Here is a 24951-nt window from a genome sequence, read left to right as displayed (position 1 = left end):
GCCCTATGCTTAACACCAAACAAATAATAGTAATTGTATTAGTAGTTGTACTAATGGGGGGCTTATTGGCTCAGCCTATTAAAGGCTTGGTTGATAAGGAGCAGGGCAAAACAGAAGCTAACGCAGAAGAACCATCTTCTATGTATACATTGAAGAGTGTTTCTGAGCTAGCAAAACAAGGTATTAATTCTTCTCTATCCCAAGATATTTCCGCAATCGAAGCTCAGGTGGAGAAAGCAGAAGGAGAACAAAAAGTCGCGCTGTTAGAACAGCTAGTGGCCAAATGGGACGATGTGGCAAAACCTATTCCACAGGCATTTATCTATCAGGAGTTGGCACAGCTTTCTCCAAAATTTGACTATTGGTTGAAAGCAGGGGATGCTTTTCGTGCCGGATATACAAATCAGCAGGATACGATGATGGCTTCGGAGCTAAATAGGTTCGCTATTGCAGCTTATGAAAAGGCCGTCGAATTGGATGCCAATAGTCTTTCTGCAAAGACGGGACTAGGTGCAGCACTGGTTACAGGGTCCAATAACCCTATGGCAGGAATTGCTTTGCTGCGGGAAGTTGTTGCGGTAGAACCAAAAAATGTAGAAGCAAATAAAACGTTAGGTTTATTCTCTATACGTTCGCAACAGTTTGATAAAGCAATTGAGCGTTTCAAAACAGTAATTGAAGTAAAGCCAGATGCGGAGTCTTACTTTTATTTAGCTACAAGCTACGAAAAAATCGGTCTTAAGAACGAAGCTATAGCTGCTTATCAAAAAAGCAAGGAAATAGCAGCAGATCCGACCTTATCTCAGTATATAGATCGTCAGATCGAAGCATTGAGTAAATAATAATTAACAAGATTCATTAACATTATTTAAAAACATTAAAGCTATGCCAAGCGGAAAAAAAAGAAAAAGACACAAAATGGCTACTCACAAACGTAAAAAACGTTTAAGAAAAAATAGACACAAGAAAAAATAGTTCTTGTTGATAGTCTAAGGAGATTTATTTCCAAAGGCGCTATACAATCTACGGTAAACTTAGATGTTTTATCGTAGATTGTATTTTTTCATTAAACAAGTTTATGTTTCATTGGGATGATATAAGATAGTGCGCGAGGTACTATTGTCCCCAAATTTAGTAGCTGTTGGTAAAGGAATTAATTATCGATTCGACCCCCGAAAAAGGGGTGACTATTGCTTTACTACAGGACAAGCAACTTGTAGAACTAAATAAGGAACAGGTAGACAATCATTTTTCGGTGGGGGATATTTATCTCGGCCGGATTAAGAAAATCATGCCTGGATTGAATGCAGCATTCGTAGATGTAGGCTACGACAAAGATGCCTTTTTGCATTATCTGGATTTAGGACCGCAAGTACAATCCTTACTTAAGCTTACGCGAGTAGTAAAGAATGGCAGTTATCAAGAGAATCTGCTTAATAGTCTAAAGCTTGAAAAGGATATCGATAAGGCAGGTAAGATTTCGGAAGTATTAAGCCGAAATGTATTATTACCTGTACAGATAGCAAAAGAGCCAATATCAACAAAAGGTCCGCGACTTAGCTCGGATTTATCCATCGCTGGACGTTTTGTCGTACTTGTGCCCTTTTCAAGTTCTGTTTCCATTTCCAAGAAGATCAAAGGAAGTGCCGAACGCTCACGACTCAAAAAGATTGTAGAAAGTATTAAACCTGCAAACTTTGGAGTCATCATACGTACGGTTTCTGAAGGAAAAGGAGTTGAAGAACTTCAAAAAGACCTTCTCGATTTGATTTCGAAGTGGGAGCTTTTTACCAAGCGCCTTAAAAAAGCTGAACCGCCACAGAAAGTCTTAGGCGAAATGGATAGAGCTTCTACCATTCTAAGGGATTTGCTGACTGACGAGTTCACTCATATATATGTTAATGATCCTGTTATCTATGAAGAAACAAAGTCATATGTACAGGAGATTTCGCCGGAGCTGGAGAAGATTGTAAAGCTTTATAAACATAAAGAGCCAATCTTTGATCACTTTGGTGTCGAAAAGCAGATTAAGGCAGCTTTTGGCAAGACGGTTAATTTGCAAGGTGGTGCCTATTTAGTGATAGAACATACGGAGGCATTGCACGTCATTGACGTAAATAGCGGAAACCGGATTGCTAGTAAAGAAAACCAAGAAGATAATGCACTCTTAGTAAACAAAGAAGCTGCAAGAGAAATTGCTAGACAATTGCGATTGCGAGACATGGGAGGTATAGTTGTTATAGACTTTATTGACATGCATAAGCCTCAAAATAGAAAAGAGCTGTATACCTATCTAAAGGAATGTATGAACGTAGATCGAGCTCGTCATACCATACTTCCGCCGAGTAAATTCGGCTTGGTACAAATCACGCGACAGCGCGTGCGTCCAGAAATGAGTGTTGTGACAAATGAGAAGTGTCCTGCTTGTGATGGTACGGGAGAAATTAGGTCAAGTATTGTATTGCTTGATGACATTGAAAATAACTTGAGTTTTATTCTCGAAGAGCAAAACGAAAAAGGAGTGTCTTTATGTGTGCACCCCTATATAGACGCCTACATTAAGTCTGGGTTTATCTCTAAACGAGTCAAGTGGTTTTTCAAATATGGAAAATGGATAAAGGTGAAACCAGTCCAATCCTATTATTTAACAGAATTTCATTTCTTCAATTCGAAGGACGAAGAAATAAAGTTATAAAGAGATTAAAAAAGCTCCTCAAACGAATTTGAGGAGCTTTTCTTTTTACATAACGACAGAATAGTGTCATTATAATATAAACTTAGTCTAAGCTTAGTTCCTTTTCTTTATTAATTAAATGGGCGATACTGGTGTCGTTTAGAATCTGTAGCATTGCATTGCGTACATCTACAAAAGTATCTCGGATGCCACAGGCATGTTCTTCGGTACATTCCTCACAGGATCTATAAAAATTGAGACTTACACAAGGTAATAGAGCGATAGGGCCATCAATGAGACGCATGACCTGAGAGAGAAAAATATCTTCAGGAGCCTTATTTAGACTATAACCTCCACCGGCACCTTTTTTAGAGTACAAAATTCCTGCGTTGCGCATTTCCAACAGGATTTGTTCCAAAAACTTTTTGGGGATACGTTCCTCCTCCGCTATCTTGACAATTTGCATCGGCTCATTGCCATAATTCCGACCCAGCACCATGAGGGCCTTTATCGCATATTTAGTTTTCTTCGAAATCATAATCTGTATTCAGTAGCCTCAAAAATACAAAATAATACAACAACTTACTATTGTCCCAATACCTCAACAATAGTATGCCCGATATTGCCATTAGGTTCCATAACATGAAGCAAGGATGCAAGTGTAGGAGCAATGTCTACAACTTGAACAGGTCGATTGCTCACTCCAGGTTTGATGCCCCATCCCATGAATAATAAGGGGATATGCGAGTCGTAAGCAGACCATACACCATGTGTCGTACCGGTACTGCGTGGAGTACCCGAATACCACTGCGGTTCGGCGATAATCTGGATAGCTCCACTGTTCTTCCGGTTGTACCCATTGATTATTTTCTCACGTATAGGTGCTGGTAAAAACATGTTTTCTCCGTCCTCCATATCCACTACGTAGGCGATGCCATCTTGGCTTTTTAGATTTTTAATGATTGTTCTTTTCACCTGATCTACTTCTAGATTCAGTGAATCTATGAGTTTATAATCGAGGTGAACCTGATAGTTCAATAAGCTTCGGACTAGTTTGTTTGAACCGAATTTATCCTGTAATTCTGCATTCAACTCCCGTTCTATCTGCCTGGTAAAAAGATAGCCTCCATTCCCTTTTTGATCAGTATAATATAGCGGATTATAAGATGCAGCATGATCTGCGGTCAAGAAAAAAGTATAGTTTCCCGCACCAACGGTCTTGTCGAGATAAGCTAGGAAATCTGCAATATCGCGATCCAGACGTAAATAAGTGTCTTCAATCTCTACCGCAGATAAAGAATAACGGTGTCCTACATAATCGGTAGACGATAGGCTGACACAGAGAAAATCGGTGTTATTCGTTGGATTTTTTCCTAGGTTTTCATTCTCAATGGCTGCTTTTGCAAAGTCGAGCGTCAGTGTATTTCCCTGTGGTGTTGTTTTTATTAACTCATACCCGGCATCCTTCATTAATTCTGACGTTTTTCTTGGGAAAGTAGGGGATTTCTCACCTGCCCATTTGCCTTCATAGATATTGTCGTCGGCAATACTATTCGTATAAGTTTTGATGGGATATAGTGTATTCCAGTTTTGCTTTAGATATTTTTCCGGAAGCTTCAGCTTGTTAAATTTACTAACCCATTTTGGAAGATCTTTCATATAGAACGTGCTTGATATCCAGTCTCCGGATTTAGCTTCAAACCAATAAGCTGCATCTGCAAAATGACCTGCCGGAAGGATCCCACCTCTGTCTTTAATGGCAACTCCAATAACCTTAGATTGAAAATTAGTTGCCAATTTTAGTTGATCGGTAATGGTAGATGCTAATAGGTTTCGAGGAGATTGTTTTCCCTCTTTCTCTGTCGTACCCACACCTTGTACATTTTCATCCTGTGTACAATACATAGGTTGACCGGTCGATTGGATGATCCAATCATTGCCTGCGATACCATGGATAGATGGCACAGATCCCGTATAAACGGAGCTATGTCCAATAGCGGTATAGGTCGGAATATAGTTTATTAATGTGTTTTCGCAAGAGAATCCCTCTTTTAGAATCCGTTTAAAACCATCGTTGCCATAGCGATCCGCAAAGCGGTATAGGTAATCCCAGCGCATTTGGTCTACCATTAACCCCACTACTAATTTAGGTCTTTCTACTTGACCGTTTGCATCTTTGATAACCGCCAAAGCAAGTGCTAAAAAGAAGATAATATGTTTTTTCATTGGAATAACTGTTTTAAAGAAAGTTAGGTATTTCTAAAGCTTAGTCTAGAAGATCTGTTCCATCTTTTTAAAGGTTTGTTGAAATACAAATTAAGCCTTTTTAAGATGATTAGTAAGAAATTGACCGGTAAAACTTTCTTTACAAGAAGTTAGATTCTCTGGAGTGCCTGTAAAGACGACCTGTCCACCTTTTTCACCTCCCCCGGGACCGATGTCGATTACCCAGTCTGCAGACTTGATCATATCCATATTATGCTCTATCACGAGGATACTATTGCCTAATGCAATCAATGCATCAAAAGATTTGAGTAATTTCTGGATATCATTAAAGTGTAATCCTGTTGTCGGTTCATCAAAAATAAATAAGGTCTTCTTGCTGTTATTACCTTTGATTAAGAAAGAAGCCAGTTTTATCCGTTGTGCCTCTCCTCCGGATAGCGTACTCGAAGACTGACCCAATTTGATATAACCCAAACCAACATCCTGTAAAGGCTGTAATTTTGCCAGTACTTTGGGTTGGTCTTTGAAGAAAATCAACGCTTCGTCTACACTCAGCTCAAGGATATCTGAGACCGATTTTTCTTGATACTGTACATCTAGGACGTGTTGTTTAAATCGCTTACCACCACAGGCCTCACATGGGAGTACAATGTCGGCCATAAATTGCATTTCAATCTTTACTTCACCATCTCCCTGACAGATGTCACAGCGGCCTCCCTCGACATTGAATGAAAAGGCTGCTGGTTTTAAACCTCCAGCTTTGGCAGCAGGAAGGTTGGCATAGAGCGCCCGGATTTCATCCCAAGCCTTCACGTAGGTGACCGGGTTAGAGCGGGATGACCGACCTATCGGATTCTGATCAACCATTTCCACTTGTTCGATCTGTTGAATATCGCCTTCTATGCCATCAAACTGTCCGGTTTGTTCACCAGAATAATTTCCCATGGCCTTTTGAAGAGCTGGGTAGAGAATACGTTTTACCAAGGATGTCTTGCCAGAACCGGAGACGCCTGTCACCACGGTGAATATATGAAGCGGAAAGTCTACTGTAACTCCTTTCAAATTATTTTCCCTGGCGCCTTTTATAGTGATTGTATCAACCCATTTTCGTCGCTGCTGGGGTACTGCAATTTCCATTTTGCCACTCAGGTAATGACCGGTAAGCGAATTTTTGTCTTTTAAAATCTGTTCATAATTTCCTGCAAAAACCAATTCGCCTCCATTGACTCCTGCTTCGGGCCCAATGTCGATCAGATAATCTGCGGCTTCCATCATTTCCTGTTCGTGTTCCACAACGATTACCGTGTTACCAATATCGCGTAGAGACTTCAATACCGTGATAAGCTTTTGCGTGTCTTTGGGATGTAGGCCGATACTGGGTTCGTCCAATACATAGATAGACCCTACCAACGAACTGCCTAGCGAAGTCGCTAAATTTATCCGTTGAGATTCTCCTCCCGAGAGGGTATTACTGAGTCGATTTAATGTCAGGTAACTTAAGCCTACGTCACACAGAAACTGAATCCGGTTTATAATCTCCCACAAGAGGCGTTTAGCAATTTTAGCATCATTTTCGGATAGATCCAAACTATTAAAAAATAATAAGGCCTGATCTATAGGCAGTAATACCAGGTCTACGATAGACTTGCCTGCGATTTTGACATAGGTAGCGTCTTTACGTAGACGACTGCCTTTGCATTCGGGGCAGTCCGTTTTACCCCGGTAGCGGGATAGCATGACCCGATATTGGATTTTGTAAGTCTGCTCCTCCAGTTCTTGGAAGAAATCATTCAAACCCCTGAAATATTTATTGCCCGTCCAGAGTAATTCCTGTTGGGCGGTTGTCAGGTCGGCATACGCCCGATGTATAGGAAAATCAAATTTTATAGCTGTAGCGACAAGGGCGTCAAGCCAAGTGCCCATCTTTTCACCACGCCAAGGTGCTAAGGCTCCATCGTATACTGACTTACTTTTGTCGGGGACGACGAGATCTGGGTCGATACCGATTACCTTACCATATCCTTCACAGCGGCGACAAGCCCCAAAAGGATTGTTAAAACTGAAAAAATTAGGTGTAGGTTCTTCGAAGGTGATGCCATCCAATTCAAATTTATCGGAATATGAAAAGCGTTGTCCTTCGATATCTACAGCACATTCACCTTTTCCTTCAAAGTATGCTGTCTGTATGGAATCGGCAAGACGAGTGGTTGTATCTTCTTCACCATCTAGGCGGATCCGGTCTATAACAATTTCTATCTCCCCTTCTTTAAAACCTTTGTTTGAAACTGATTTATCTTCAAGGATGTTCTCTATCTTTTCTACTTTGCCGTTAAAGAAAATCCGTACAAACCCCTTTTGGAGCAGCAAGGATAATTCCTCCTTCAGTTTGCGGCCGTTGGTCGGATGTAAAGGGCTAAATAATGTAACAGTCGAATCAATAGGGTGAGTCAAAATCTTATCCACGATAGACGATACGGAATCTTTAGAGACCACCTCACCTGAAACAGGCGAATAGGTTTTGCCAATACGGGCAAAGAGGAGTTTGAGGTAATCATAAATCTCTGTGGATGTCCCTACGGTGGATCTTGGATTGCTTGTGATCACTTTTTGCTCAATGGCAATAGCTGGGGCGATACCTTTGATATAGTCCACTTCCGGTTTGTGCATTCGGCCCATAAATTGGCGAGCATAAGAGGATAGACTCTCTACATAACGACGCTGTCCCTCGGCATACAAAGTGTCAAAAGCTAACGACGACTTGCCCGAACCCGACATGCCGGTGATGACAACTAGTTTGTTTTTTGGAATGTCAACATCAATGTTTTTCAGGTTGTTGACCCGTGCTCCCTTGATTTGAATATGAGATTTTGGATTGTGCTCCTTCTTATTTTGCATAACTTCCAAAGTTACGCATTTTTCTGCTTTCTAGCGGTGTGCCGTTGGGAGTAGTCTGATGCTTTTAATGGAAATCTGATACCTTGATAATAACAAAATTGACGTATTCTTGTTACTAAAGAAAAGACCGGGTGTAACGATCTCGTAAAATAATTTAAACTTATGGATTTTATAGCAATAGAAACTCAAATTAACGCTCGTGTAGAGACTGTCTGGAATGCTTACAACTCCGCGGAAGATATTATGCAATGGAACCATGCCTCGGACGATTGGCATTGTACCAGTTCGATCAACGATCTACGTGTAGGTGGAAAGTTTAAAAATCGAATGGCGGCTAAAGACGGCAGTTTCGGGTTTGATTTTGAGGGTACGTATACGGAATTGAGTCCCTTTAAAAAGATAGCTTATACCATGTCGGATGGACGAAAAGTCGAAATGGATTTCGAATCAGACAAACAGCAAACCAAGTTGTTGATTCGCTTCGAGCCGGAAGCTGAAAATTCCATTGAAATGCAACGAGGAGGGTGGCAGGCTATATTGGATAACTTTAAAAAGTATGTTGAATCCGTATATGCTGTTTGACAGTCTCTCTTTTTGAGACTGTATCTGTTGGATGAATCAATTTAACTTGTTTATTGTTTTTCCTATTTGGTTTTTTAATTCTTTTGGGATCCTGGTTTTTAGAATTGCTTGGCAATTCATGACGATATTATTCCGTGCGCTTGAATATGTAAAATCTCCCAGTATACCAGTTAGGGCTGCGCGGAGTTCAGTTGGTTTGTTTTTGCCCGCTACGACTGTTAGGTAGGCTGTTAGATACTGGTGGTAATTGCAGTCTTGCAGCAAGGTTATTTGAGCAATTCGTTCGGTGGTCGGATCGGCTTTATCCAATAGTTTTTCTAGGGCCTGCTCTGTTACTGTCATTTGCGAAAAGGACGATATAACGTCTGCTATTTCTGTCTCCATATTGACGCTGACTGGAAAACTAACAAGATTGTCAAATTTTGATTGTCATTTGGGATCGGGGTCGTTGTCGTTCGTCTCTTGGAGTTTGGCCAGTAAGGTGTTGACTTCTTCTTCGGATGCTGTTAGTTTAGATTTGCAAATCTGGATCAATTGAGATGCCCGCTTTATCTTGTCGGCCAGTTCGTCTACATTGACATCACCTGTTTCTATCTCGGAAACAATCTGTTGCAATTCGTTAAAGGCGTCATTATAAGTGTAGTTTGATTCCATTTTTTGCTAAGTTTTTAAGATTATTTTACTCGATAATATACCGTCGGCATAGCTTGTTTCTATGGTATCACCTTCATTAACTTGCTCCCTTGAGGTTATTGCTTTTCCATTGATCCGGGTTATACTAAAGCCTTTCTTTAAAAGTAGGTTAGGGTCGGCCATATTGACGATTCGGGAGATACCTTTCAGTGTCTCTTGTTGCTCTTTTAAAATATGACGACTAAACAGCTGGATTCGTTGGGATATCATTTGAATCTGATGTTGTTGTGACGCGAATTTCTGCTTGCTATTCCAAGAAATAATCTGCGCAAAATCTGCTAGTTGCTTTCTTTGGTTCAAAAAAGCTTCCTGTGCACGAAGAATCAGGCGTTCTTGTGCTTGATCTACAGGAATGGCGAAGTTGTGGAATTTCTGAATCAAAAAATCAGCGAGTTCGCTGGGGGTTATAGCATTCTTATAGGCCACCATCTCGCTTACGGTCTCGTTGGTAGAGTGACCTATTCCTGTCAATATAGGGATAGGGAAAATCGCAATTGCTTTGGCAAGGTTGTAGTTGTTGTAGCTTGATAAACCGACTTCGCCACCACCTCCCCGGATAATAGCGACAGCATCATATTTTTCCAAATGGTCGGCGATCACGGCAAGTTGACGAATGATAGAAGGAATGGATTTGTCGCCCTGCAATAGTGCAGGGTATAAGGTGGTCTCAATTTTGTAACCCCAAGGATTATGGGCGATTATTTTAAAGAAATCGGAAAGACCTTTACTGGTTTCTACCGAGATGATAGCAAGTCTTTTAGGGACTGTAGGGAAGGGAAGCTTTTTATTTGCATCAAATAGTCCTTCTTTATGAAGCTGCGCTATACTTTCTTTTTTTTCCTTTTCTAGTTCACCCAGTACAAAAGTAGGGTCTATATCTACGATGCGCAGGCTGAGGCCGTATAGAGGGTCATAGGAGACACCTGCCTGGAATAAAATGGTAATCCCGTCCCGAAGGGGCTCCTTCAGTAATTGGATGAACTGTTGATTAATACGCTCGAAGTCCGTCTTCCACAATATGGAGCGTATTTCAGCGACAATTTTACCGTCTTTTTTCTCAACAAGTTCTGGATAACAGTGACCTGAGTGCTTATAGTGGTTAAGCTTATTCATCTCTGCTTTGATCCAATAGAGACTTTTGTAACGATCAGCAATGGTCTTTTGAATGCTTTTCGTAACCTCTAAAAGGGAAAAAATAGTTTTGTTTTCAACCACTTCAGGCATGATTCAAAGGTACTGAAAAAGTTGGAAGTTAGGTGTCTATTCTGCGAATCTGAATTGCTAGGGAATAAGTTGGGATCAATTTATGGACATTGTCTTATTTAACTGGATATATAATCGAATAAAACACGGATATCACTCAGATTTCATGCGGAATTATCCGAATGAAGTCCGAATGAAGTCCGTGTAATCTACGTATAATATCCTTGTTAATATATAAACTATTCCTAACATGTAGTAAATTTGATACAAGGATGCTATTCCGACTTTTTAATCAACGGGTAAGTTTGTATAGTTTGATTGCGGTTTTGTGCAGCTTTTGACTATATTTACTTTAGAAACCTTATTATCATGATTCGATTATTGACAGTATTTTGGACACTAATAACATTCTTTCTATTGGATATATCTTCTATCCAAGCACAATACAAGCAAACTATTGCTAATAAAACAAAGTTGATTTATGACAAAGGACATCTTGTTCCGGTAAAGCGTTTGGATAAGGTCAAAATTGCGGTAGTTGTACCGGATTTACGAAGGTACAGCACTTTTGTGGAACAGTTGGGACGTTACGCAGATGTATCGTACTTTGATTTTTCGAAGTACGATGAAGAGACGAAATATTTTAATCTGATCATCGTGGCTGGCACAGCGGCTGATCTAAACCAGCAGATGCTGTACATGCTACGACAGTCTTTGGTAAATCGTAAGGATATAATTCTTTGCCGCTTTGAAGATGGTGTAGGTCAGTTGCGGCAGTTATCACCGATATTGGGAGGCCGTGTTACGGAACTCAGTTATCCGCTATTTTCTGAAGAAGCTCAACGGAATCTGGCAATGAGTATTTTTGGCGGACTTGCAGTTACAGAGGGCAGTACAGGCAATAGAAGGGAACAGACTCGCTTGCAGTATAGTTCAGAGGGCTCGGGCTTAAATACCATGAAAATGGGGCAAAAGATCGATCAGATCGCGGCAGAAGCTATCCGTGAAAAGGCTGCACCTGGTATGGTCGTTATGGCAATAAAAAATGGACAGGTTATCTTTGAAAAGGCATACGGCACGCATACGTACGACAAAACACAAGCTACTAAGATAACGGATATATTTGACCTGGCTTCGGTGAGTAAGATTGCTGGAACCACACCTGTAGTCATGCATCTTCAGGAAAGTGGCATTATAGATCTGGACAGCACGATGGGACATTATTTGTGGCAGGCTCAGCAAAGTAACAAAGCTAATATTACGTTACGAACGGTGTTATTGCATGAAGCGGGGTTTATCCCTTATATCCCTTTCTATCGTAATCTGAAATCCGGTGATATGCAGTCGGTATCTTCCGCTTCTCATCAGGTAAAGGTGGCAGACAATGCTTATTTACGGAATAACTATTATCGGGACGTCATGTGGCCGGAGATGTTGCATTCTGCCGTGAAACCTATTGGCAATTATGTATATTCGGATATCAGTATGTACGTGATGAAGGAGGTTGCAGAGCACGAGACAGCTATTCCTATGGAAGAATATATACAAGAGATTTTGTATCGACCTATTGGAATGAAAACAGCTGGTTATAACCCTCGCGAACGTTTTGAAAAAAGTAGAATTATACCTACAGAAAATGATACTTCTTTTCGGAAAGTACTATTACAAGGCTATGTGCATGATCAAGGAGCTGCAATGGCTGGAGGCGTAGCGGGCCATGCGGGATTGTTTTCAACAGCCAATGATCTGGCGATCTATGGGCAATTGTTGCTCAATAGGGGAGAGTATGGTGGGGTACGTTATTTTAAATCAAGCACGGTTGATCTTTTTACTTCTAAGCAATCTAAGACGAGTCGGAGAGGATTGGGATTTGATCGCGCAGATTCGGACCCTAAGAAAGAATACCCATCCCGATTGACTAATGCATCCGTGTATGGACATACAGGGTATACAGGGACTTGTATTTGGGTAGATCCGAAACATCAGCTGATTTATATCTTTTTATCCAATCGGGTGCATCCACAGGTGTCGACCAAGTTGTATGATTTAAATGTTAGGAGTCGGATACAAGACGCCATCTATGAGACGATAAATGAAGCGAAATGAAGCAGTTAATTAGCTTTTTATGTCTAGTTGGTTTGTGCAGCTCTATAGGGTGGGCACAGGATCATAAGGTGCTGCATAAGAGGATGCTGGTTGTCGATGGACATAACGATGTGATCATCGAGAGTGTTCTTCCTGGAAGAGACATAGGTCAGCGATTGCAAAAGGGACATACGGATATCCCTAGGTTGATAGAAGGAGGTGTTGATGTTCAGGTGTTTGCCGTATGGTCTGACGATAAACAATGGAAGAAAGGGGCTTTTCAACATGCTAATGACCAGATTGATGCTTTAAATGATGTCATTCGTCGTAATCCTGATCGGATAGCATTGGCTCAGAGTAGCCAGGATATCGAACAGATACACCAACAGGGAAAAATAGCTGCGTTAATTGGTATTGAAGGAGGAAATATGATCGAGTCTAGTCTTTCGAACCTTGAGGCACTATACCAGCGAGGGGCGAGATACTTGACGCTTACATGGAACTATAATTTACCTTGGGCTACAGCAGCAGCGATTGAAGATCGTAAAAAGCCATCCAGGCAACGTGGATTGTCAAAGAAGGGGCGTGCGATAATTCGAAAGATGAACGAGTTGGGTATGATGGTGGATCTGTCGCATGGTAGTAAAAGGTTGTTTTATGATGTGTTGGAAGTGAGCACGAGGCCTATTTTAGTGTCACATAGCAATGCCGCAGCATTGACACCTCATTTTCGAAACCTAGACGATCAGCAATTGGTAGCCTTGAAGAAAAATGGTGGCGTTATAGGGGTGAATTTTTATTCAGGATTTCTAGATTCGCTTTATGAGACAAAAGTGAAAGATCTTTATGCGAAACATGTGGGGGGTGCTAGTGGAGGAATGTCTGTTTCAAAGCAGTACGGAGCACTTACAAAGGAGCAACAATATCAAGCAAATGCCCCGTTGTCACTATTGATCGACCATATCGATTATCTGGTACAGCATGTTGGGATAGATCACGTCGCTATCGGCTCGGATTTTGATGGGATAGAAGCCCCTCCTCAAGATTTGGAAGATGTGTCTCAGTTTCCGAATCTGACTAAAGCCCTATTAGCAAGAGGTTATAGCGAACATGCCATAGCAAAGATAATGGGGTTAAATTTTTTGCGTATTTTAAGAGCAAACGAGCCTGATGTTGTTAATTAGCATCTTCTTCTAGACGGGTGAGCTCATCATAGTTTTTATTTAACTTTTTTAAGAGAAAGCCGTATAGTACCCTAAAATAAAGTTTAATTATTTTGATAAATAATAAGGCAAAAAGCGTAAAAATAATAGCTAACGCAAGAGCATAAAAAAGTATTTCACCCCAGCTTTCTCGATTTAGGGATTCTTCTATAATAAGTTGAATTAATGCCAGTCCGAATGCTACATAGGCAGCCAAGAGGTTAAACTGAATGTAGCGATGGGCGTTTTTGCGAACGGCTAGTATGCTTTCCATTAGTTTTTTAGTGCTGTTTGTTGTTTTTATCCGAACAAGTAAGCTGTAGAACTGGAAGATGAAATAAAAGATAATCGCATAGAAGATAACATTGTAGACTACATCAATAATTTGAAAAACTAAAAAGTGTTGTTTTTCTGAGGGAACCATAGAGGAGATGGCTAACCATAAGGCAAACTCCAGGCAACAAATGATAAAAATCCATTTTACAATAGACGAAGAACTTCGATGTAACATAGCTTGAAGCTCATTTCTTTCTATTTTCGGAAAATTATTATCTCCGTTCCAGTGTTGTTTTAATAAATCTAATCCATCCATTAATGACCTCCATTCTGATTTATCATACTTTTCAACTTTGTTTTTATTCGGTTCATTTTTACGCGAGCGTTAACTTCACTAATACCTAGTGTTTCAGAAATCTCTCCGTAATCTTTATCTTCCAGATACATGTACACCAGCGCTTTTTCGATATCATTCAGTTGTCTTACTGCCGTGTATAGCGCTTTTAATTGTTCTTCTTGTTCTGTGTCGTATTCTTCATAACGAATGTTTTGTAGGGAGCTGTTCCAATCTACAGTTGTTATTTTTCGTTTGCTACCACGGTACAAAGAAATCGCTGTATTCAAAGCTACCCGATATGCCCACGTTGTAAATTTGGCGTCGCCTTTGAATGTTGGATAAGATTTCCAAAGTTGAATGACCATTTCCTGAAAAAGATCTTTGTGTGTATCCAAGTCCGCAGCGTATAGCTTACAGATCTTATGAAGGATATTCTGGTGCTGTTCCAGTAAACCCACAAATTCTATTTCCGTGCTTTTGTTCATTTAGTTTGGTTATAGGTCGAATTTAAGAAGATATTGTTACATGTAATGAAGGATTTTATTAATTTAGCCTAATGGCCAAGTCGAAATCAGCATATTTTTGTCAATCCTGTGGGTACGAATCTCCGAAATGGTTGGGACAATGTCCGTCCTGTAAACAATGGAATACTTTTGTAGAAGAAGTTGTCGTGACGGGTTCTTCCCGGGTTCCGGAATGGCGTAGTACGACCGTGGGGTCGGGGGCAGCAAAGCGTACCAATAAAGCTGCTATCATACACGAGATCGTCTATTCAGAAGAGCAGCGAATTTTGACACCGGATAAAGAATTCAATCGTGTACTTGGTGGAGGTATTGTGCCGGGATCATTAGTACTCATCGGTGGAGAGCCTGGTATCGGAAAATCAACATTGATGTTGCAACTGGCCCTTTCCCTTCCGGAAGTAAGGACACTTTATATTTCGGGAGAAGAAAGTGAACAGCAGATAAAAATGAGGGCTGAACGACTTTCTCAGTCATCAAAGGCAAATTGCTATATCCTGACCGAAAGTAGTACACAAAATATATTCAAACAGATAGAAGTAGTCAACCCGAATGTTATCGTCATAGATTCAATTCAAACGTTGCACTCTTCGCAGATCGAATCCGCTCCTGGTTCTGTATCTCAGGTACGTGAATGTACTGCAGAGTTGTTGCGTTTTGCTAAGGAAACGAATACACCTGTGCTGATCGTAGGGCATATTACAAAGGATGGTTCGATCGCTGGTCCCAAAGTGTTGGAACATATGGTAGATACGGTTTTGCAATTTGAAGGAGACAGAAACCATGTATATCGAATATTAAGGTCGGTCAAGAACAGATTCGGCTCGTCCTCAGAATTGGGCATTTATGAAATGCAAGGAGCCGGACTCCGAGAAGTGTCAAATCCCTCAGAAATAATGCTCTCCCAGCGGGAGAGTCCGGTCTCTGGTGTCGCTGTGGCCGCTATGCTTGAAGGCGTTCGTCCGTTAATGATCGAAGTACAGGCACTGGTCAGTAACTCGGCTTTTGGTACTCCACAACGCACAGCGACGGGCTTTGATACGAAGCGGCTGAGTATGTTGCTGGCTGTATTAGAGAAGCGTTTTGGTTTCCGGTTGAGTGCACAGGATGTGTTTTTAAATATTGCAGGAGGTCTTCGGGTGGAAGATCCTGCTATAGATTTGGCTGTCATAGCAGCGCTCATATCTTCACAACAGGATATCCCATTACCTGCCCAGGTTACTTTTGCAGGAGAAGTTGGGTTATCTGGCGAAATCAGAGCCGTTAACCGTGTCGAACAGCGTATAGCCGAAGCAGAAAAGTTGGGTTTTGATGGTATCTTTATTTCTAAGTATAATGTCAAGGGGTTGGATGCAAAGAAATATAATATCGCGATCCGACCTATGGCTACGCTAGAGGATTTATTTAGAGCGCTTTTTGGCTAAGGTAGACAGCAACTTGTGTCGAATATTGAGTTTTTGTCGGATTTAACTTTTGTTGGCATCTGTAGCCGTTATAAAATTTCCTACTTGGTGTTTCTTTTCTCAAAAAAGGATGCGTTACCGCAATCGATTTCGTTAAAAAATTGGCTCTTACAGATCTAATTTTAAATCATCTTACCTCTTTTTCTTTATATTCGGATAGTTTAGTAAACCTAAGAACCATTCTGAAAGTAGTAGTATGTTGACTAGAGATAGTGAAATTGGTGCGTTGTTGAAAATAATCGAGCTTGCAAGCTCATGAAATTTATTAGAGTATATGAAAACAAGTAATACACATATGAAGGGAATGTTTAATTTTAAAATATCCACTGTCCTTATCGGCTTATTGGGTGTTATGAGTGTCGGCAACGTTCAGGCACAATCTTCCGGTTCTGATGGCTGGACAAACCTATTTGATGGAAAGACTTTGACCGGCTGGAAATCCGTAGGGGGCAAAGCGCCCTATACGATAGAAGACGGTGCTATTGTAGGGCGTATGACTAAGGGTACTCCAAACTCGTTTTTGATTACAGAGGCGGAATATGGAAATTTTATACTTGAATTGGATATTAAGCTGGAGGGAGATCAAACCAATTCGGGTGTACAGACGCGTAGTCATATCGATATGGCCGCAAATGGAGGGAGAGGTCGTGTGTACGGGAGACAGGTCGAAATAGATCCAACAAGTAGGGCGTGGACAGGTGGAATTTATGATGAAGCCCGGCGCGGCTGGTTGTATCCTTTGGATATGAATGAGAAAGCAAAATCGGCTTACAAGAAAGAAGAATTTAATCATATACGAATCGAAGCAATAGATGATGAGCTACGTACATGGGTCAACGGTGTGCCGACGGCTTTTGTTATTGATACGATCGATAGCAAGGGGTTTATAGGGCTTCAGGTGCACAGTATCCCGGAAGCATTAGATGGGAAGAAGGTTTATTTTAAGAATATCAGGATTCAAACTCAAAACCTGAAGCCTACGGCTTTTCCAAAGGAGGTCTTTATCGTTAACTTAAAGCCGAATAATCTTTCCTCGTCGGAAAAAAGTGCTGGTTATAGCTTATTGTTTAACGGCAAAGATCATGCTGGATGGAAAAGTGTAAAGGGTGACGCTTTTCCGAAAAGCGGGTGGGAAGTCAAGGATGGAGCGATTAAGGTCTTAAAATCTGATGGTGGTGAATCTACCAATGGTGGAGATATTATTAGCAAAGAGCAGTATGCCGCTTTCGATTTTTCTTTTGAATTCAAGCTTACTCCTGGGGCGAATAGTGGGGTTAAGTATTTTGTAACTTTGAAAGAGAAGTCTGCAGGATCGGCTATAGGGCCAGAGTTTCAGATTTTGGACGATGCCACCCATCCAGATGCTAAGTTAGGTAGAGATGGAAATCGTACTTTAGCATCTCTTTACGACCTTATTACTTCTAATAAAGACAGCAGGGCTAGGAGGCCGATAGGCGAATGGAATCGAGGGCGTATTGTAGTAACTGCGGATAATGAAGTTGTTCATTACCTAAATGGTATCAAGATGTTGTCCTATCAACGAGGTTCAAAGGAATTTAGGGATTTGGTTGCGATTAGTAAATATAAAGATTGGGAGCGCTTCGGAGAAGCATTGCAAGGGCATATCTTATTGCAAGATCATGGGGATGAGGTGTCCTTTCGTAACCTTAAAGTGAAAAAATTGAAGTAATTAAGTAATTCTAAGCATAGATGAATCATTATTTATCACGTAGAAGCTTCCTTCAAAGAACAGTCTTAGCTGGAGGAGCCGCCTTGTTGTCCAATAGTGTATTAGGGGAGGTTAGGTTGGCTAGTGCCAATGAACGTGTAAATCTTGCCTGTGTTGGGGTAGGGAATAGGGCAGGAGATATTATCAAAGATCTTTATAAGACAGGACTATGTAATATTGTGGCGTTGTGTGATGTGGATATGGGAGGAAAACATACACAGGAGGTATTGAAGACGTTTCCGGATACTCCTAGATTTCAGGACTTTAGGGTGATGTTTGATAAGATGGGGGGGCAGATAGATGCCGTGTGTATCGGGACGCCTGATTTTGCGCATTTTGCTATAGCCATGTTGGCGATGGATTTGGGTAAGCACGTATATGTGGAAAAGCCTATGGCACATACTTTTTGGGAAAATGAACTGCTCATTCAGAAGGCTAAGCGGTCATCCAAGGTGGTGACACAGATGGGAAATCAGGGACACTCGGAGGCTAACTATTTTCAGTTCAAGGCTTGGAAAGAGTCCGGGATTATAAAGGATGTGACGCGTATAGATGCACATATGAATATGGCTCGACGTTGGCATGGTTGGGATGTGAATATGAAGGGATTTCCTTATCCGGAACGTATACCAGATACATTGGACTGGGATCTGTGGCAGATGCAGACCAGAGGGCATGACTATAACAAGGATTACGTGAACGGTCAGTGGCGTTGTTGGTTTGATTTTGGAATGGGGGCTCTGGGAGATTGGGGAGCTCATATATTGGATACGGCTCATGAATTTCTAGAGTTGGGTCTTCCCAATCGGGTAGAGGCAGTCGTGTTGGATGGCCATAATTCTTTTTTCTTTCCGATGTCATCGACGCTCAAATTTAATTTCGCAAAGCGGAAGAACATGCCAGCCCTGACTATTAATTGGTATGATGGTTTGGACAATCTACCTCCTATCCCGGAAGGATATGGTGTTTCGGGGTTAGATCCGAATATTCCTCCACCAACCAGTGGAAAGATTGAAGCAGCGAAGCTTAATCCTGGAAAGATTATGTATGCTAAAGATTTGACCTTTAAAGGAGGCTCTCATGCTTCTACGCTGCAAATTATTCCCGAGGATAAAGCAAAGGATCTCGCTAAGCAATTGCCAGATATACCTATTTCGCCTTCAAATCATTTTGCTAATTTTTTGAAGGCTTGTAAGGGCGAGGAACAGACGCGTTCTCCTTTCGAACTCGCTGGGCCGTTAAGTCAGGTTTTCTGTCTGGGAGTGATAGCGCAACGATTGAATAGATCTTTTGATTTTGACCCTATAAAGAAGGAAGTTGTCGATGATCGGTTTGCGAATGCACTTTTGGTGGGGCCTACGCCGGCAAAAGGATGGGAACAATATTATAAAATGTAACTAAAAGAGGTGCTATAGCACCTCTTTTAGTTTTTTCTTCAGATTGTCACCATGTAGGTTACGGCCGATAATTATACCGTTGGGATCTACGAGGACATTTTGAGGAATAGCTTTGATACCGTATGGAATTGCAGCACCGTTATTCCAATATTGAAGATCAGAAATGTGTTTCCATGTTAAGTTATCGTCTGCAATAGCTTTTTTCCAGGAATCAAGGTCTTTGTCGAAGGATACTCCTAAGATCTCGAAATTCTGATCTTTGAATTCGCTGTATGCCGCTACTAAATTAGGGTTTTCTGCGCGACATGGTGGGCACCATGAAGCCCAAAAATCGATAAGGACATATTTACCCTTTAGGTCCTGTAATCCATAGGGATTGCCCTCTAAGTCAAATTGTGTGATTCCGGGTGCTTTTTTACCGATGGTCACATTGGAAAGACTTTTTAGGTAGCGTTGGAAAATTTTTCCCTCATTGGATTTTCTGACTGTTTTGTCAAGTGTCTTGAATAAGGCCTCCATTTCTTTGTAGTTTGGATCATAGCCGCCGACGCGCTGAATAAGCTTAATCGTTTCTATTTGAGTAGGGTTGGCCTTAATCTCCTTTATCAAATCTTCTTTTGATTGTGCAAAGAGAAAATACGGTGCTATGCTTAGCAGTAAAAAAAGGATTTTTTTCATATGTGTTTAATTAATTCGTGATCTGTCACTGGACAAATCGGTTTGTTTTTTTGATGATGAAGTTTTCCTATTTTTTCATCTGTCTATGTAGTTCGAATAACTAGAACGTATTCTTATCTCCAAATTTAACTAAAATGAATAGTATTCGTAAGCGCTGAAGTACAAAATGATTTTTTTTATGACGTGTATCTGATTGATTTACTCCACGCTTCACTAATATCTAGTGATTTTATAGGCTTATGCAATAGTTTGCATGTCAAAATGATTTTAAAATTATTTTTTAATTGCACTTTTATTTACGAAAAGCTCATATTATTATTAAATTTGCTATTCACGATTTATCATATTTATTACCTCATAAATGGCAAGATTAAATTTATTAGAGGAAACACGCTTTGAAAAGGTGCCTGTATCTGTACATGCAAGTCAAAGTGCTGCTTCTATTCATGTTGCAAATCGTATCGCTTCATTAATTAAAGAAAAGCAAGCAAAAGGCGAAAAAGCTGTATTAGGTCTGGCAACAGGAGCAACACCTGTTAAAGTTTATAAAGAACTTGTTCGACTACACAAAGAAGAAGGATTGAGCTTTCAGAATGTGGTTACATTCAATTTGGATGAATACTTTCCAATGCAACCTACAGCAGATCAGAGTTACGTAACCTTCATGAAGAAGAACCTTTTCGATCTGGTTGATATTCCAAAAGAAAACATTAACATTCCAGATGGTACGATAGATATTAGTCAGGTGCAAGCTTATTGTGAGGCTTATGAACAGAAGATTTCGGAATTAGGTGGTTTAGATATTCAGATTTTAGGTATCGGTCGTACTGGTCATATTGGTTTTAATGAGCCCGGTTCAGCACCTAATTCGGGTACACGCTTAGTGACTTTAGATGATTTGACACGACGCGATGCTTCGCGCGACTTTGGTGGTAAAGAATACGTACCTACTAAAGCGATCACTATGGGAGTAGGTACCATTTTTAAGGCTAAGGAGATCATCCTGATGGCTTGGAATGAAAAGAAAGCGGAGATTGTAAAGAAAGCAATCGAGGGAGAGATTTCTCCAGAGATTCCAGCTACTTATTTACAGTTGTCTGATAATGTAGAGTTTATTCTTGATGAGGATGCTGCTTCTTTGTTGACACGTTTTGATACACCATGGTTAGCGCACGATGTGGCTTGGACTGAATCATTAACGAAGAAGGCTGTCGTTTGGTTATCTTTAAAATTAAATAAGGCGATTTTAAAGCTTACAGATGACGATTATAATAATAATGGTATGGCTGAACTGGTAACAGAGCAGGGACCGGCTTATAATATCAATATCAAAATCTTCAATGAGTTGCAGCGTACGATTACGGGATGGCCAGGAGGAAAGCCAAATGTAGACGATAGCAACCGCCCAGAACGCGCAGAACCTGCACGTAAGAATGTGATTTTGTTTTCTCCGCATCCTGATGATGATGTCATTTCTATGGGAGGGACTTTTATTCGTCTTGCTGATCAAGGGCACAATGTGCACGTAGCTTACCAGACATCAGGCAATACTGCGGTATGGGATGACGATGTGCTTCGCTACTTGGAGTTTGTACAGGATTTTGCTGTAGCAATCGACGACGATAAGGGGATAACAAGTAAAATATATGCGGAAGCACGGGAGTTTTTCAAAACGAAGAAACCGAATCAAGTTGATCCAGAAATCATCCGGAATGTCAAAGGTTTAATCCGTAAAGGAGAAGCGATCGCGGGAGCTCGTTTTGTTGGTCTACCAGATGAAAATATTCACTTTCAAAATTTACCGTTCTACGATAGGACTAAGTTTGCTAAAGAAGTGTCTTTCGAGGACGATATTTTGCAGACGATGGAGTTACTTCGCCAAGTGAAACCACATCAGGTTTTCGCGGCAGGTGATTTTGCTGATCCACATGGAACGCACAGAGTTTGTTTTGATATTATTTTGGAAGCATTATTACGCCTTCGTAAGACTGACGAGTGGACTAAAGATTGCTGGCTGTGGTTGTACCGTGGAGCTTGGCATGAATATCCTATCCACGAAATTGAGATGGCAGTACCGCTTTCTCCGCAAGAGGTAAAACGTAAGCGTCTGGCTATCTTTAAACATCAATCACAAAAAGATGTGCCGGTATTCCCTGGAGATGATCCACGCGAATTTTGGGTGCGTGCTGAGGACCGTACCAGCGAGACAGCAGATTTGTACCATCAACTGGGATTGGCGGACTACGAAGCTATCGAGGCTTTTGTGCGTTGGAAATTCAATTAGTTATAGAATACGGATCTTAAATAAGAAGGGTTGATAGGCATATGCGTATCAGCCCTTTTACTTTTAGCGGTTATTGGAGCTGATGAATAGAATCGATCATATAAGAGAGGGAAGAAAATTTCGGATTATTAATTTTTTTGTCCGATTCTTTCTTTTTCAGACAGTGTGCTAACGTTATTTTTGTGATTAATTTAGAATTAGTATAAATAAATAACGAATGAAGGCAAAACTGTTTTTCGCATTAATGGGTACCATAGGAATCTCTTCGTTGGCTCATGCACAGACCACCGTAAAAGGTAAGGTCGTTGACTCCAAAGGGCAATCTATTTCGGATATCAGTGTATCGGTGGGCAGTAAATCTACCAAGACTGATGTCAATGGAGCGTTTCAGCTGTATATAGATCAAAAAGGGCCTTTCGAAGTCTTGTTAGGAGGAGTCGGTTTTCAAAGAGACCGGATAAAGGTTGCTCCAAAGGGTAATCAGACATTGTTAGAAGAAATTATACTACACAAAGCGGATCACGCTATTGATCAAGTAGATATAACGGGGTATAACTCTGTTAATACTAAAACTGTCGGCGTTGCGAAGTCTGGTATCTTGGATAGGGATTTACCTCAATCTGTTCAGATTATCAATGCACAGGTCATCAAAGACCAACAGATTAATACACTTGCTGATGCATTAAAAAATGCCAACGGTATAGCTTTAGGAGCCAATCGTGGTGGAGTTAATGAAAACTTCTATGCAAGGGGCTACAGTATGGGCGCAAATAACATGTTTAAAAATGGCGCTCGTACAAATAACGAAGGGCAAATTGAGGCTAGTACGTTAGAATCTGTTGAGATTCTTAAAGGTACAGCAGCCCTGTTGTATGGTGGAGTTACAGGTGGGGCTGTAGTCAATATGACAACAAAGAAGCCAAAGTTCGAGTTGGGAGGAGAGGTGTCTATGCGCTATGGTAGCTGGGATACCTATAAACCCACCTTGGATGTGTATGGACCATTATCTAATAAAGTTGCATTTCGTTTTATTGGAACAGGAAGCTCTGCAAATAGTTATCGTGATGTTGTGAAGTCAAATCGAGTGTATGTCAACCCATCAGTGCTTTACAAAATATCTGATCGTACTGAATTGAATATTAATTTTGATTATTTAAAATCAGATTATACACCAGACTTTGGAATAGGATCTGTAGAAGGTAAATTGAACAATGCAGTAGGACGAAATACCTTTTTAAATGTAAATGGAGCCTTCAATAATACCAACTCAACAAATGGTCAGGCCGCATTGGATCATAATTTTAATGACAATTGGAAAATATCTGCAATCGCTAGTCTGCAGAATTACAATAGAAACTATTACGGATCCGAACGATTGCAAGCAAATGCTCAAGGACTTGCTCCCCGGTCACTAAGCCGTAGGCAAACAGAAGAGTTTACGATGAATCAGCAACTTAATTTAACTGGAAAGTTTAATACTGGCGGTATTAAACACCAGTTGTTGTTTGGAGCTGATGCCGATCAAGCTTCTACCAAGGCCTACGCCTATGATATTTATGCGGATTTAAAAAATCCATCTAAACTAACTACATTTTATGATAGTATTAATGTATTTGACCCTTACGCTGCAGGCATGCGCATGGATATTCCAAATACGGCAAAGAATGCTTGGACTAAGACAGACGTTTATCGTTATGGTACATTTATTCAAGATTTAATATCACTTACGTCTCAGTTCAAAGTATTGGCAGGTATTCGCTACACCTATCAGCGAACTCCATATGCAGATAAATATATCTATAAAACAGGTGTAAAAGAAGAAGTTAAAAATTTGGATATTAAGGGAAATGAGTTAGGGGAAAAAGAAGATAAGGCCTGGTCGCCTAAATTTGCACTAATTTATCAACCTACAGAACAATTAGGCTTTTATGTAAGCTATGCTAATAGTTTTATCGCAAATACAGGTTATGATATTAATTACAAGCCTATGGGACCAACTTTGGAAGATCACTATGAAGCGGGTATTAAGAACGAATTTTTAAAAGGGCGTTTAACGACGAATCTAACTGCGTATAGAATCATCAATAACAATACTGCCCAACAAGCTCTTTTTGACGCTAATGGTAATGCTAATGGGGATCCGAGTATGAAGGAGTTTACAGGAGAATCCATGTCGGATGGAGTTGAGTTGGATATTACAGGACGTATACTACCAGGGTTGGATATTATGGCAGGGTATGCCTACAATTTCAGACGATTTACAAAGACGCTTGATATCATAAAGTATACGAATGATAAAGGCCAAGTTGTAGAAACTTCTGGCAACGAAGAAGGGGTAAGAATGGTAGGTAGCACAGCAAATACGGGTAATGCTACTGTATTCTATACTGTACAAAATGGTAGCATTAAAGGATTAAAGGTAGGGTTTTCTGCATTTTACACCGGAAAACGTAACGCTGGCTGGAATAACAGTAAAATAAACGTTAGAGATGGGATGAATCGTTTGGTACCTGTAGATCCATTTACGACGCTAGACTTGTCTCTAGGCTATACAATCGGTCGTTTAAGTTTATTGGCAAAGGTAGCTAACGTTACCAATGAATTAAGTTATTTCATTCATGAGAATTACTCGGTGAATCCGATTCCGCCACGGAATTTCATGACGACTTTGAATTATAAGTTTTAATCAAGGCATAAAAAACTATA

Annotated in this window: 19 protein-coding genes; 10 read left to right on the top strand and 9 right to left on the bottom strand. The window is 40.6% G+C overall.

What is annotated here, in order from left to right; translation table 11 throughout:
• Positions 1-5 precede the first annotated feature (5 nt).
• Together G7B18_RS10525 and G7B18_RS10520 are read left to right on the top strand one after the other, a co-directional pair.
• On the top strand, positions 6-842 hold the full coding sequence (locus tag G7B18_RS10525; RefSeq protein ID WP_164122516.1) for a tetratricopeptide repeat protein: 837 nt from the start codon (positions 6-8) through the stop codon (positions 840-842).
• A gap of 299 nt (positions 843-1141) precedes the next feature.
• Complete coding sequence (locus G7B18_RS10520) at positions 1142-2695, top strand: Rne/Rng family ribonuclease (protein ID WP_164109772.1); 1554 nt, start codon at positions 1142-1144, stop codon at positions 2693-2695.
• Between the two features lie 82 nt (positions 2696-2777).
• Here G7B18_RS10520 and G7B18_RS10515 read toward each other — a convergent pair whose 3' ends face one another.
• From G7B18_RS10515 to uvrA, 3 genes are all read right to left on the bottom strand, one after another.
• Positions 2778-3212, bottom strand: a complete 435-nt coding sequence (locus tag G7B18_RS10515) for an RrF2 family transcriptional regulator (RefSeq protein ID WP_164109770.1) — start codon at positions 3210-3212, stop codon at positions 2778-2780.
• 47 nt (positions 3213-3259) lie between these two features.
• Positions 3260-4900 (bottom strand): alkaline phosphatase PafA, encoded by a 1641-nt coding sequence (gene pafA / locus G7B18_RS10510; protein ID WP_164109768.1) that lies wholly within the window; start codon positions 4898-4900, stop codon positions 3260-3262.
• Positions 4901-4990: 90 nt separating this feature from the next.
• Complete coding sequence (gene uvrA / locus G7B18_RS10505; protein ID WP_164109767.1) at positions 4991-7795, bottom strand: excinuclease ABC subunit UvrA; 2805 nt, start codon at positions 7793-7795, stop codon at positions 4991-4993.
• A gap of 162 nt (positions 7796-7957) precedes the next feature.
• On the opposite strand from uvrA, the gene G7B18_RS10500 reads away from it, so the two are divergent.
• Positions 7958-8377 (top strand): SRPBCC family protein, encoded by a 420-nt coding sequence (locus tag G7B18_RS10500; protein WP_164122514.1) that lies wholly within the window; start codon positions 7958-7960, stop codon positions 8375-8377.
• 36 nt (positions 8378-8413) lie between these two features.
• Here the strand turns inward: G7B18_RS10500 and G7B18_RS10495 are convergent, their stop codons facing one another.
• From G7B18_RS10495 to xseA, 3 genes are read right to left on the bottom strand one after another with little or no spacing between them, the layout of a single operon-like run.
• Positions 8414-8761, bottom strand: a complete 348-nt coding sequence (locus tag G7B18_RS10495) for a hypothetical protein (RefSeq protein ID WP_164122513.1) — start codon at positions 8759-8761, stop codon at positions 8414-8416.
• 45 nt (positions 8762-8806) lie between these two features.
• On the bottom strand, positions 8807-9031 hold the full coding sequence (xseB, locus tag G7B18_RS10490; RefSeq protein ID WP_164109760.1) for an exodeoxyribonuclease VII small subunit: 225 nt from the start codon (positions 9029-9031) through the stop codon (positions 8807-8809).
• A 6-nt stretch (positions 9032-9037) separates the two neighbouring features.
• Positions 9038-10294 carry an exodeoxyribonuclease VII large subunit gene (xseA, locus tag G7B18_RS10485; protein ID WP_164109758.1) on the bottom strand — a complete coding sequence of 419 codons (1257 nt, stop codon included), beginning with the start codon at positions 10292-10294 and terminating at the stop codon, positions 9038-9040.
• A 348-nt stretch (positions 10295-10642) separates the two neighbouring features.
• Here xseA and G7B18_RS10480 point away from each other — a divergent pair, with 348 nt between their 5' ends.
• Positions 10643-12379, top strand: a complete 1737-nt coding sequence (locus tag G7B18_RS10480; RefSeq protein ID WP_164109756.1) for a serine hydrolase domain-containing protein — start codon at positions 10643-10645, stop codon at positions 12377-12379.
• A complete protein-coding gene (locus G7B18_RS10475) occupies positions 12376-13542 on the top strand; it encodes a dipeptidase (protein ID WP_164109754.1) in 1167 nt (388 codons plus the stop codon). The genes G7B18_RS10480 and G7B18_RS10475 overlap by 4 nt, the downstream gene beginning before the upstream one ends.
• On the opposite strand, the gene G7B18_RS10470 is transcribed toward G7B18_RS10475, so the two are convergent.
• Together G7B18_RS10470 and G7B18_RS10465 are read right to left on the bottom strand one after the other, a co-directional pair.
• Positions 13535-14152, bottom strand: coding sequence for a hypothetical protein (locus tag G7B18_RS10470; RefSeq protein WP_164122511.1), 618 nt, complete (start codon positions 14150-14152; stop codon positions 13535-13537). The genes G7B18_RS10475 and G7B18_RS10470 overlap by 8 nt on opposite strands.
• Complete coding sequence (locus G7B18_RS10465) at positions 14152-14658, bottom strand: RNA polymerase sigma factor (RefSeq protein WP_164109750.1); 507 nt, start codon at positions 14656-14658, stop codon at positions 14152-14154. The genes G7B18_RS10470 and G7B18_RS10465 overlap by 1 nt, the downstream gene beginning before the upstream one ends.
• 71 nt (positions 14659-14729) lie before the next feature.
• Here G7B18_RS10465 and radA point away from each other — a divergent pair, with 71 nt between their 5' ends.
• The 3 genes from radA to G7B18_RS10450 all read left to right on the top strand — a co-directional run bounded on the left by radA (position 14730) and on the right by G7B18_RS10450 (position 19283).
• Positions 14730-16118, top strand: a complete 1389-nt coding sequence (gene radA, locus G7B18_RS10460) for a DNA repair protein RadA (RefSeq protein ID WP_164109748.1) — start codon at positions 14730-14732, stop codon at positions 16116-16118.
• Between the two features lie 313 nt (positions 16119-16431).
• The gene (locus G7B18_RS10455) at positions 16432-17847 is read left to right on the top strand and encodes a DUF1080 domain-containing protein (RefSeq protein ID WP_240452828.1); all 1416 of its coding nucleotides are present in this window, start codon (positions 16432-16434) and stop codon (positions 17845-17847) included.
• Positions 17848-17867: 20 nt separating this feature from the next.
• Positions 17868-19283: a Gfo/Idh/MocA family oxidoreductase gene (locus G7B18_RS10450; protein WP_164122509.1), complete on the top strand. Its 1416-nt coding sequence runs from the start codon at positions 17868-17870 to the stop codon at positions 19281-19283.
• A gap of 12 nt (positions 19284-19295) precedes the next feature.
• Here the strand turns inward: G7B18_RS10450 and G7B18_RS10445 are convergent, their stop codons facing one another.
• Complete coding sequence (locus tag G7B18_RS10445; protein WP_164122507.1) at positions 19296-19961, bottom strand: TlpA family protein disulfide reductase; 666 nt, start codon at positions 19959-19961, stop codon at positions 19296-19298.
• 361 nt (positions 19962-20322) lie between these two features.
• Between G7B18_RS10445 and nagB the strand changes: the two genes are divergently transcribed.
• Both nagB and G7B18_RS10435 read left to right on the top strand, forming a co-directional pair.
• Positions 20323-22245, top strand: a complete 1923-nt coding sequence (gene nagB, locus G7B18_RS10440; RefSeq protein WP_164109742.1) for a glucosamine-6-phosphate deaminase — start codon at positions 20323-20325, stop codon at positions 22243-22245.
• A gap of 217 nt (positions 22246-22462) precedes the next feature.
• The gene (locus G7B18_RS10435) at positions 22463-24931 is read left to right on the top strand and encodes a TonB-dependent siderophore receptor (RefSeq protein ID WP_164122505.1); all 2469 of its coding nucleotides are present in this window, start codon (positions 22463-22465) and stop codon (positions 24929-24931) included.
• Positions 24932-24951: the final 20 nt, after the last annotated feature.

The sequence above is a fragment of the Sphingobacterium sp. xlx-130 genome (genome assembly GCF_011007405.1).
GTDB classification, from domain to species: domain Bacteria; phylum Bacteroidota; class Bacteroidia; order Sphingobacteriales; family Sphingobacteriaceae; genus Sphingobacterium; species Sphingobacterium luzhongxinii.
Note: the sequence above shows the minus strand (reverse complement) of the source record. Positions and strands in the feature narration are given on the sequence as shown.